This is a genomic window from Thermogemmatispora onikobensis (assembly GCF_001748285.1).
Classification (GTDB): domain Bacteria; phylum Chloroflexota; class Ktedonobacteria; order Ktedonobacterales; family Ktedonobacteraceae; genus Thermogemmatispora; species Thermogemmatispora onikobensis.
Genome location: NZ_BDGT01000090.1, coordinates 1 through 11,629, shown reverse-complemented (window position 1 = coordinate 11,629; position 11,629 = coordinate 1). Strand labels below are relative to the sequence as shown.

The following is an 11,629-nucleotide window of genomic DNA, read 5'->3' as shown; positions in this document are numbered from 1 at the left end:
CATCGGTGGTCGCAATGGCTATCTGGGGAAAATGTACGCACGCAGCACCGTCGCTCGCTCGGGCCTCTCGGTCTGCCGCTGCGCCGGTGTGGGCGACGTCGGCTATATCAGCCGCTGGACAATGGAGATCAGCAACCATACTATGACAACCATTGTCGTTCCCGTCGGCTTCCGCATCTGCCAGATCACCTTTGAGTACGTCGGGGAAACGCTCAAGGAATACCAGGGGAAATATGGGCAGCAGCAGGAATGGAGCCCCGAGGATATGCTGCCCAAAGCCTATCTGGACTGGGACTACGCTCTGTACAGCCAACACCGACGGCACCAGCTGGAAGCCGAGCCCGAGGCATAAGCAGCCCAGCCGGGCCAGACCTTTGATAGACCAGCCTCCCGCTCCCTGCCTTATCCGCCGCGCCCCACCCTCGCGCTTCCCTGGATCAGGCTGGGGTTGGCCCGGCTCAACCCAGCCTGCGGCGGGAAGATCACACCCTCACCAGGCTTAACCGGTCGAGTTGACCCCTCACATGAGTGCCAGTGGTTCGCCTCCCACAGCTAGGGATTCTCCGCTCCCTGCAGCAGATTGATCTGCTCAACAAGCTGGGCATTATGGGCATGCAACTGATTGATTTGGTCCTGCAACAGGCGTTTTTCCTGCACAACTACATTCAAGCGGTCCTGCAGACGCTGAACCGTCTGTTGCGCTTGCTCCAGTTCTTCACTTCTGGCGCCCTGCTCCTGCTGAAGACGCTGATATTCCTGCGTTACCCGGTCTAGCTCTTGTCGAGCCACCTCTAGCTCTTGCCGTGTTTTCTTAAGCGATTCGTCCAAGTGCTCGCGCTCATGCTCTATGTCGCTCAGCTGGCTACGAGCCTGAAGAAGCTGCATTGTCAAATTGCGCATATTCTCCTTGTGGGCCTGCTCAACGCTCTGCAAGTCGTTTTCCAGGCGAGTAATATAGGCTCCATAGCGCCAGCCCAGCAGCACCTCTACCAGATCGCGCTCTGCACTACCCTCCTTCAAGCGCTGGCGCAGTTCTTCCAGCGCCTCAACATTCCAATGGCCTCCAGCCAGAAGGCCACCGAGGGCTCGCAGGGAAATCTCCAGCTGATCAGGGCTCTGGAGGCGCTCCTTGTTGAGCGTGAGGCCATACTGACTCAGGCTCAGAGCCAGCTCGCAGATCTCAGGATAGGCCCGCAGCATTCCCAGCATGCTGACCACCAGATTGGCCAGATCGGGCGGGGTCTCAGGATCATGGTACATCTCCCAGAGGGCCGTCTCACCCTCACGTCCCAGGAAGAGAAAGCAACGCATCAAGAGTTCCTGGCGTTCCGAACGCTCATAGAGGGCCTGGACCAGGTGCTGTACGATATACTCTCCTCCCATCAGGAGAAGCAGAGCCAGAATGCGGCGACAGAGCCGCTCATCGCTCTGGGGCTGCTGGACATATTCCAGCAAAGCTGGCACCATCTCCTGACGAGAGGGATCAGTGCTAGTGGCCTCATCGTGGATACGCTCCTGCAAGAGCGTCGCCGCCATCGCGCTTTCCTGGACCGTTCGGCTGGCCAGATGAGCCAGAAGCTCATCTTTAATGACGAGCGTCGGCATACTGCGGAAGATCTCTAGAGCCGCCTCCCGCCGCTGACGATTCGCCAGATCGCTACAGGCGGCCCAGATAAAAGGGAGGGCAGGCGTACCGATATCGCGCAGGATACGCCGCGCAGCCCTCGCCACCTGGGGATCAGGATCAGTGATCAGCTCACCCACAGGAACAACGGCCAGCTCGCCCAACTCGATCAGGGTAATTTCGGCCCCATGCCGTCGCTCCTCTGAGCGGAGAGCCGCCACCAGGCCCGCCAGCGCCTCGCGTCCAGCAGGCGTCAGACGACGCCGGGCCAGGCGAGCGAGCACTTCTGAGACTCCGCCAAGGAGATAGGCATCGCCCAGGCCAGCCAGAAGAGCGGGCACCGCCAAATCAGCGAGATCACCCGCGAGGATCGCCACCAGGCTCTCATAGGCGCGCGGCGGCAACGAGGGACCAAAGAGCTGGACCACCTGCTCTACAGCCTCCGGCTGCTGACGCACCAGCGAGATCACCAATTGCTGCGCTCGTCGCCGCGCCAGCTCATCCTCTTGGGCCAGGCCCGGAACGATGGTCGAGAGAATCTCCGACCCGAAGAGCAAGAGAATCGAGACCGCTGCATCGCCACGCTCAGGATCACCAAGCAGACTGATGAGCGGCGGCACGGCCTCAGCGGGATAGCGCACCAGATATTCGGCGAGGACGGGGCGCCAGGCCGGACGATTGAGGACCTCCAGGAGAGCAGGCACCAGGACCTGCCCGGCCATACCATCGAGAATCTGGCGGACATAGCTCCGCGTACGCGCATCGGGATGGAAGAGCTGATGAACAAGTAGCAGCGCAGCCTCGGCTCCCCGCTCCTGGAAGATCCTCGCCACCTGCTGCACCTGCGCCTCGCTACCGTGGGTTAGCACCGCAATGAGCTGCTCTCCCGGAAATGGCTCCATCCCCAGAATCGCCCGCCGCACTCTCGCCGCAACCACAGTTTCACGCTCTGGCTCGACATCCAGCGCGTCCAGAAGATCGGAGAGCGCTACCTCTCGCAGACGACTCAGCGCCAGAATGGCCTCTTCAGAGACAAGCGTCTCCTTGCTGTCGAGAAGACCGATCAGCGGCGGCACAACCTGCCCATCAGCAAAACGACCCAAGGCCCGAATGATTGCTACCGTTAGGAGCGGCTCGCTTCGCGCCTCTTGCAAGAGGCTGACCAGCGCCGGAATTACCCGCGAATCATCTAATTCTTCGAGCACCTGAATCAACAGCTGTGTACGACCGGGGACGATCTGCGGCAAAGCCTGTAGAATTGGCTCCACCACCTCCTCGCCCATCCCGCTAAGGATACGTGCCGCAAGCGTGGCTACCTGATCTTCCTTGCTATGCAGCACCAGCTCGATCAAGCCCGGAATGCTCTCGGGAACATAGGCGTGCTGCAAAGCGATCCCCACTTGTTGACGCACCACAGGCGAAGCGTCGGCCAGCAGCTTGAGCAACAAGGGCAACGCTTGCAGGTCTCGTATGCCACCGAGCACCTCGACCAGGCGCGCCCGCACCACATCAAGGCTCTGGTTTTCCAGCTGCTCCAGGAGCAAAGGCGTCAGGCGTGTATCTCCCTGTTGCAGGACGCGAATGGCATTGCGCACCAACAGCTCGTCTGCACTGGCCAGAGCCTGGATAAGGAGCTGAACGCTGTCGGGCCGCGGCTCCCTCTGTAACTGCCGGGCTAGCAGATCGCGCGCCGCCCGCTGCACCTCGGGTGGCTGCTGTCCAGCCAGGAGAGGGCAGACCGCGCTGAGCACCCGCTCACGCTGCTCTTCAGAAAGCGCACGCTGCGGATCGGTCTCTCCGAGAAAATAGTCAAGGACCACCAGAATAGCACGCTGCACCTGACGCGCAGCTGCCCCGCTCGGCAGATACTGTTCTAAGGCATCGAGCAGCGGCTCCAAGGCTCGCGCCGGGCCAAGGCGAATGAGGGCCTTGAGCGCTCCCTCGACGATGACCTGCTCGCTATCCGCCAGACAGTCAAGCAGAGGGTCCACAGCCTGCTGAGCATCACAGCGAGCGAGGATGCGCACCGCCGCAGCTCGCAAGCGTAGCGAATGATCGGCTGCTGGCTGCAGCAATTCTGCAGCGTAGGGGATTACCCCTTCTCCCAGGCGCCCCAATACAGGAATGAGGCGCCGAACCTGACTATCATAAGCAGGCAGATCAATGACCTCGTAGAGATAATCGAAGAAGCGATCCAGGAGCAACTTCTGGTCGCAGAGCCGCAGCAGGTTTTCGACGCCAGGCACCATCACGGTGGGCAACAGCCCCTGATAGATCTCCAGCGTACCTTCCGCAGCGAAGCGCCCAATCAGACGAGAGAGCTGCTCAGGGCCTGTCGCTTCGCGCAGCATCCCACTGAGCAAGCGCAGCAGGCGTGGGGGCAGGCTTAGCGGCTCGTCAGCCATTGAGCGTGGGGGGCTCCAGGCCACACCAACACAGATAAGCGCCAAAGCACCAGCCGCCACGGCAGAGGAGGGATGAGCTTCTCCAAAGCCAGCAAAGCGCTCAGCCAGAGCCAGCGGCTCATCGATGATGCCCGACCACAGAGCAACGGGTCCAGCCCAGCGCGCAGGATCACTACAACAGAGCGCAAGCGTCGCCTGTCGTCCCCCCAGTCCCTGGTCCGCCTCCTGATCAAGCTCCAGCAAGACCGAGGCCACCAGATACTCCACCAGCCAGAGATGACGGAAGCGCAGACAGTCGCCCCCAAGCACCAAGAGGCCAGCCGCCTCCAGACAGGCTAGCTGCTGCTCCAGGAGCGCTGGCTCAGCCAGCGGAGCCTGGAGATCCTCCGGCAGAACCATCCCCTGCCGCGACAGGAGCGAGCGACTCTCTTCGAGCCAGCGAGGCAGGGCCAGCGCCACCGCCCGGGCCGCCGTCTTCTGACGACGCCCTTGGGCGGAGGGCAGGACAACGAGATTGCGTGCGTCACTGTGGTAGAGCGCCCAGGCCAGCCGGCGAAGTAGCGCTACTAACTCCTCTTCCGTCAGGCCACGCTTGCCACGGCGCCAGCGCTTTTGCCGCAACGCTCGCATGAGCAAGAGATGTAGCAGTTGAGCAAGCAGACGCCCACGGCTATCGAACTGCCCGGGATTCCCCAGATCAAGCGTATCTAGAATCTCCAGAAAGCTAAAGAGGGTGAGCGGCACACTAGACAGATAGCGCAGGCGACTATCTTCGAGCGCACGCATGATCTGGCCGGCGGTGTACTGCCGCCGCGTCAGAATCTGCTGCTCCCGCAGCGCCTGCTCAACGAAGCGACGGATGAGCGCCGGAGAGAGCGGAGCAAGGACAGCGCAGGCCATTTCTCCTTCTGTCAGCAAGCGCTCCAGCTGCGGCAGAGCGTCATGAGCCAGATCGCAAGCGCTCACTACCAGGCGATTGCCCGTTTGACTCATGAGATAGCTCAGCTCAGCGATGATCGCCTCGCGAAAGGAGGCTTCGACCAGATGGAAATCATCGCAGAGGAGGAGCAGCTGCCCACGCTCGGCTAACTGGCTCAGATAGGGCCGCAGATGGCGTAGACCGGGGGCCTGGCTCTCCAGCAGGAAGTCAAAAAGAGTTGCCTCCGGCTGCAGGCTGGCCACCGCCAGCTCCTGAGAGGCTGCCGCCTTGCCCGCCCCCTCACCCTCCTCCACCTCGCCATTGGCGCTCCGCCCCCTCCCCTCTCCCCCAGCCTCCACCACAATCGATGATCGTCTATTAAGATAGAGGCTATAGTGCTCTAGAGAGAGATAGACGGGCAATCTCCTATCTTTTCCTCTATTACGGAGGAAAGCATCGAGAGCAGATTGAAGCAGCATGGAGAGGGCAAAAGTTTTGCCTGCTCCTGAAGTTCCCAGCAGCAGCAGCTGAGCAGAGGGTTCCTGCAACAACGCGGAGAAAGAAAGGTCCTGTTTATATGGCACAGCACTCTGATCAGTGATATCCTGATAATAAGCGAGCGCTGTTTCATAGATGCCAGAGGTAGTTGACAGCGGGAGCACAGCCAGTGTATCTGCCGAGGAGGAACGGACGGCACGGGCATAGGCGCGGAGGGCCAACGGGCGGCGCAGCAGACCAGTGCACACAAAGACAAGCAGGCCGACCCCCAAAGGGATAGCCAGCGGCCACCATCCACCGAAGGAGAGCGAAGGAAGCCAGGAAACAAAAGACAACGCCAAGGCAGGTTGGCGGCCATCTCCCTGTCCTGGTAGCCAGTGAGCAGCCATTGCTTGCAGCCAGTGCAGCACCAGCTCAATACCAAAGCCAGCCGCGGCTGCCAGAGTCCCAGCCAGCAGTGGCCAGGCGAGCAGCCGCAGGGCTGTAGTCCTGCCTCTCAGTTTTTGTACGCTTACGAGGGCCTGTGGATATTGTTCCGCTCTCATTCCGTCCAGCGACCTTTCGCAGAACTTGCCGGTTGATAGCAGTCACAGTATAGCGTAGCAATGGCGACTTGAACAAGTGTCGACATCGAGGCCACCGGCAGCCAGGAAAAGCCGGTCGACAGGAGGACGATCGTCGTACCAGGCAGATCGCAGAACTGATCTGCACACCAGGGCAAGGAAGACGTTGCCAGAGCGTGTGGAGCATCCGCCTCAGAGTTGAGGCTGTTCCCAGGCTTAGCCGCTTCTGGAGACCAGTCAACAAGCCTGTTTGAAACGCTTCCAGGTTGCTACTGACCGACCAGAGTACGGACAAAAGACCCTGGACCGGCAGACAGGCAATACGTCATTGGTAATAGCAGCAGAACAAAGCGAGTGGCAAGCTCCTCTGTTAGAGCGAAGAGAGAAACGCACCCCCTGACAGAGGGGTCCTATGATGAGGTATCGCAATCATGGAGAGAGAGCAACCACCCGGCCAGAACCAGGCAGCAGAGATTCCCGAGACGAGCCCAAAGGAAGAGGACACAGTCAGGCTGGCCGCCATCAGGATTCCCGGCAGGCCCTCGCCCAGACGTCCCTCAGCGAGGGAGGGCGCTGGCAGCAGGAGCGACGCCAGAAAGCTGCAAGCGCCTCTCCTGGCACCACTCAACCATCCCAAAGCGCCAGGAACGGAGACGGAGCAAGAGAGGGAGGAACGAGCCAGGGAGATTGCCCAGGAGGAGACGCGCGAGCTGCCTCTACCTCCGCCCCCAGCAGAGAAAGACCCTCAGCTAGCCGAGGTCGAAACAGCTAAACTACCCGCTGCCGCCGTCGTCCCTGCTCTTCCACCCCCCAGGCTGGCCAGCATGGCAGAGCGAGCCGTCGCTGCCCTCGCCTTGCTGCCCACTCGCCAACTACCGGCCCTGAGAGCAGTCAGCAAAGGCGAAGAGGAGCGGGCTTTGCGGCTCAGCCGCGGTCAAGCTTTTAGCCTGCTTCTGCTCCTGCTCATCCTGGTGATCAATACCACCACGAGCGGTCTGGCTCAGTTACTGGGACCACAGGGCTGGGCCTTTATGCTTTGGGGTCCAACGGCTGGCTCCAAGAACGTCTTGCAGCAGATCCGCTCGGCCTTGCCTTCCACTACACCGTCAGCCCACGCTACCGAGCAAAGCTCACAGCAGCTCACGCCTGCAGCCTATATCAATTTGATTCTACGCACAATGACGCTTGACCAAAAGTTAGGGCAAATGCTCTTTGTTCAATTCACTGGACCTTACTATTCGCTGGATCTCAGTACAATGGTCACGCAGGAAAATGTCGGTGCAGTGATCTTGTTTACAGCTAACAATAATATTATGAGCGCCCCCCAACTGAAGCAGCTGACCCAAGAGATCCAGAATGGAGCTCGGACCGCTGGCAGTGGCATTCCGCTGCTCATCGCTATCGATCAAGAGGGAGGGCTGGTCGATCGCCTGCGCGATCTCGATGGTCCTCGCCCCTCAGCCGCAGAGATCGGCGCTACCCATGATCCCGAGCGCGCACGGGCCGCCGGTCTACAGGACGCCCATGACCTGGCAGCCTACGGGATTAACTTGAACCTTGCCCCCGTCGTTGACGTGACAAGCGTCTATAACCCTCAACTAGACACGCGCACCTTTGGCAACGACCCTACCTCCGTGACACACATGGCAGGGGCCTACCTCCAAGGACTACAGCAAGGCAGTCAGGTCTTTGGTACCTTGAAGCACTTCCCGGGCCTGGGCGACGTCAGCGTCGACCCACATAGTGGGCTACCCGTGCTCACACGCAGTCTGGACCAGCTGCAGGCCATCGATTGGCTGCCATATCGCACCCTTATTCAACAAGGACAGGTCCATGCCATTATGGTAACTCACGAGATCGTGAAAGCGGTCGACAGCAGCATGCCCTCCTCACTCTCGCCCAAGGTGATCAGCGGCATCCTTCGCCAACAGCTCGGCTTTCAGGGCGTGGTCATCACTGATAGCCTTACAATGGAGGGAGTCAGCGCACGCTACGATGAAAGCCAGGCAGCAGTGATGGCCGTCCAGGCCGGAGCCGATCTGCTCATGGGGGCAATCTCAGCGCAAACGGCAGCCGCTATGCTGAAAGCCCTGAAATCAGCAGTGGAGGAAGGGACGTTGAGTGTCCAGCGCATCGATGAGTCAGTGCGCCGCATTCTGATGCTGAAATACCAATTGGGGCTGCTGCACTTACCACAGTAGCTCTTCCAATCGTTCAGACGATCAGAGGCTCTTTCCTCGATGTTTTCTTTAGTTCATAAGCGATATTTATCGTAAAGAAAGAGAAAACCATAATGCTTCGCTTAGGTGTGCCAACAGCTGAGCAAGAGAAACGCTGGCATATCACTGTGATCGGCCTGATTGTCGTTGAGACCTTGCTCTTGTTAACGGCGCTGGTGCCAGATCAACTCTGGACGCGCCTGCTGCCTCAATCACCGGCAGCGGCCCTGGACGGCCCTTACCCCCCAGCCCTGGCTCCTCTTGTGGCGGCCTTGCTCTACGTGCTTCCAACCCTGATCGGCTTCCTCTGCCGCGCCTGGCAGCGAGCCTTGCTCTACGCCACACTGCCGGCCTGGTTCAGCCTGGGTCTCTTTCTGGTGGCCGCCACCTTCAAGATCGGGGCTTTCTACCTGGTCTCGCCGGACCACGTGACAGCCAACGTCAGCATTCTGGAACTGTTCGCCCTGTTGGGTGGGATTGGTTGGCTAGGGCGACATCTCTTCAAGCTGCACCAATCTGGCTAAAGGTGTATACTACGAGCTATGCAGCGACCCAGGTTTCACCCTTTGCGACTGAAACGCCTGTATACTGGTCAGCTCTCCAGCGAGGCTGCACAGCCCGCTCAAAGTGGGACCGATCAGTCCGCGCCGCTGGCCGCACTTCCGCCGGAATCGGGCGACCAAGATGGGAGCCAGCCAGAAAAGTGGGCCTCGCACCGCCCTCACTTCACTGAGGTGGTCGCTACCAGCACGAGCAGCAGTAGCGGCCCCGCCGCCAGTATGGAGAGCAGTGGGGCCGAGGCTGAGGCGCGTCATTTGCTGCGCCGGACCCCCATCAGCTATCTGCTCAATCAGGCATACGGGCTGTGGTTCTTTCTCTCCTCTTTCATTCTGACGCTCATCATTACCCGTGCATTCGTCAATAGCCATGAACTCTATGGCATCTATGCAGTGGCAATGTCGGCTTTTAATACTATTGCCTATATTGTCGCCTTCGGGCTGGAAGATGCCACAACGACGTATGTGCCAAGAGTCCTGGCCGAACATGGGCAGGCAGCAGCGGCCTCCTTAATTCGGCGCCTGTTACTCTTACGCAGCCTGACCCTGGTTCTGTGCATGGGAGTGATGCTCTTCGCGCTACCCGCCCTGGCCTGGCCTTTCAGTCTCCTTCCCAGTTCGTGGACCTGGGCCAGCGATCTGGCCAGTGGCTTGCGCAATCCCCAGCTCCTGCATCACATCACGCCGATCGCCTTCTACGTGCTCGGCAATGGCATCTTCAGCCTGCAGACCGCCGTCTGCGCCTCGTTCATGCGCATGCGTCTCGTCTTCGTGATCGGCAGTCTTGCCCAGCTGGTGCAACTCCCTTTGAGCTACCTGGTGCTGCGACTGGGCAGCAGCGTCGACGGTCTGCTCTGGATGCAAGCCCTGGTTTCGCTCGCCAGTGCTGCAGCCTTCCTGATCTGGCAGGCGCCGCTCTTGCTCCAACGGGGAGCGAGTTACCGCCAGCCGCTTCAGCCAGTGATTCGCCTCGGGCTATCAGCCTGGCTGACCAACCTTGTTTCTGGCGCCTTGCTTAAGCAGACAGTGATCATTCTGCTGGGGAGCTTCGCCGTGCCGCTGGCAGAAATTGGCTATTTCAATCTCTCCTACCAGCTTGGGCACACTGCCAGCCTGCTTATGGTCACAGGCTTTGGTGGCGTGGCCGGTTCGGCCCTGGCGGCGGCCTTCGTTGGTCAGAATTATGCTCGTCTCGCGCGTTCCTGGCAGGCCCTCATCAAGATCGAAACGCTGCTGGCGGCCCCGGTGCTGGTCTTCAGCTTCTTCAACGCCTCGCTGATCGCCCACCTGCTCTATCAAGGCTATGAGCCAGTTGGGCCGCTCCTCGCCCTCTTCCTCATCTTCCAGATTCTCATTCGGACCCTTGGTACCAGCATTCATCAGTCAACGCTCTACGTGGTGGGAAGAGCCTGGCAGGTTGTCCTCGGCCAGTGGATCAGCCTGCTCTCGCTCATCATTCTTGGCATCGTGCTGATCCCTGGCTGGGGACCGGCGGGCGCCTTGATCGCCGATGGACTGGCTCAGGTCATCGGTGGCTCCTTGCTGCTCGGCTTCCTCTGGCGCCTCCTGCCGGAGCGCTATCCCTTGGGCTACACGCTGCGCCTGCTGCTGGCCCTGGCCCTGGCCGCAACGCCCTCTCTGTTGCTGCGTCCCTATAACTTCCCGACCCTTATCCTCGCAGGTCTTATCTACCTCGCCGGGGCGCTCCTGCTGCTCCTCCTGATTCGGCCTCTGACCCAAGAGGATCTGGAGCTGCTGCGCTCGCTGCACCCGCGGCTCGCTGGCTACCTGCGTCCTTTTGCCCGCAGTCAGAGCGCAGGCCGCTGACGATAACGGGCTAGAATGCGCTGTAGCTCATCCAGGGGCAAGGCATAGGCGGTACGACCCTGCCAACCGCTGAGCGTTTCAGCCGCAGTCAGTGCGTTAAGAATGGCTTCCTCGACTGCCTCGACGGTCGCCTCAAAGAGAAGGTCAAGCCGATCGTGAGGCAACATTGTCAGGGCGTAGGGCTGCAGTTGGCCGGCGGGCAGATGGTTGCCGGTAGCAAAGGCCAGGAAGAGGTCGCCACTGCCATTGCTAGCAATGCTACCCACCCGCGCCAGACCAAGAGTGGCGCGGCGCGCCAGACGCTTGCACTGCAGAGGCAAGAGCGGCGCATCCGTGGCAACAATGCCAATGATTGAGCCTGCCCCTTCTCGTCCGGCAGCAGGTGGCGAAGCAGGCCAGGGGCTGGGGACCACCTCGTAGCTGAGTTCACGACCCACTGGTACGCCAGCGATGCGCAGCAGATGACGCGCGCCATAGTTGGCCTGGACCAGCGCCCCCACAACATAGCGCGCGTCTCCCAGCTCGACCAGGCGCGAGGCGGTCCCGATCCCCCCCTTCAGCTCGTGGCAGATCATGCCTGTACCACCACCGACGTTGCCCTCGGGGACGGTCCCCCCCTTCGCCGCCGCCAGCGCTTCAAAGACATGCTCCTTGCGCACATGGAAGGCCGCAATATCATTGAGCCAGCCATCCCAGGTCTCGCCGACCACCGGCAAGGCTCCAGTCCAGGAAGAAGAAACCGCCGCCAGCTCTCCTTCCCCCGGCTGCTCCGTGGGGAAAGCGCAGAGCGCATCACGCACCACGCCGACGGCATTGGTATTGGTGATAGCAATAGGCGTATGGAGCAGGCCGGCCTCCTCTATCCAGGCCGTGCCAGTCATCTCACCACAGCCGTTGAGGCTGAAATAGCCAGCGAAGGCTTGATCCGTCCAGATCCCGCCTTCGCGCGGCACAATCACCGTGACCCCGGTACGCGCCACGCGCGGCTCATCGTAGATGAGCGTACAGTGGCCCACC

6 protein-coding genes are annotated in these 11,629 nt (G+C 60.7%); 4 read left to right on the top strand and 2 right to left on the bottom strand.

Translation table 11 applies throughout. The annotated features are described in order from the left end of the window. Positions 1-352 (top strand): dCTP deaminase (locus BGC09_RS21540; protein WP_218104132.1); only part of this gene is annotated, 352 nt, incomplete at its 5' end. Between the two features lie 200 nt (positions 353-552). Here the strand turns inward: BGC09_RS21540 and BGC09_RS21535 are convergent. Continuing rightward, positions 553-5,991, bottom strand: a complete 5,439-nt coding sequence (locus BGC09_RS21535) for a HEAT repeat domain-containing protein (RefSeq protein ID WP_069806263.1) — start codon at positions 5,989-5,991, stop codon at positions 553-555. Between the two features lie 449 nt (positions 5,992-6,440). Here BGC09_RS21535 and BGC09_RS21530 point away from each other — a divergent pair, with 449 nt between their 5' ends. From BGC09_RS21530 to BGC09_RS21520, 3 genes are all read left to right on the top strand, one after another. Next, complete coding sequence (locus BGC09_RS21530; protein ID WP_069806262.1) at positions 6,441-8,210, top strand: glycoside hydrolase family 3 protein; 1,770 nt, start codon at positions 6,441-6,443, stop codon at positions 8,208-8,210. Positions 8,211-8,302: 92 nt separating this feature from the next. Next, entirely contained in the window at positions 8,303-8,752 is a 450-nt protein-coding gene (locus BGC09_RS21525; protein ID WP_069806261.1) for a hypothetical protein, read from the top strand. A gap of 18 nt (positions 8,753-8,770) precedes the next feature. Then, positions 8,771-10,612: a lipopolysaccharide biosynthesis protein gene (locus tag BGC09_RS21520; RefSeq protein ID WP_069806260.1), complete on the top strand. Its 1,842-nt coding sequence runs from the start codon at positions 8,771-8,773 to the stop codon at positions 10,610-10,612. On the opposite strand, the gene BGC09_RS21515 is transcribed toward BGC09_RS21520, so the two are convergent. After that, the coding region (locus tag BGC09_RS21515) for a DmpA family aminopeptidase (RefSeq protein WP_069806259.1) at positions 10,594-11,629 on the bottom strand (1,036 nt) is incomplete at its 5' end. The two genes, BGC09_RS21520 and BGC09_RS21515, sit on opposite strands and share 19 nt — an antisense overlap.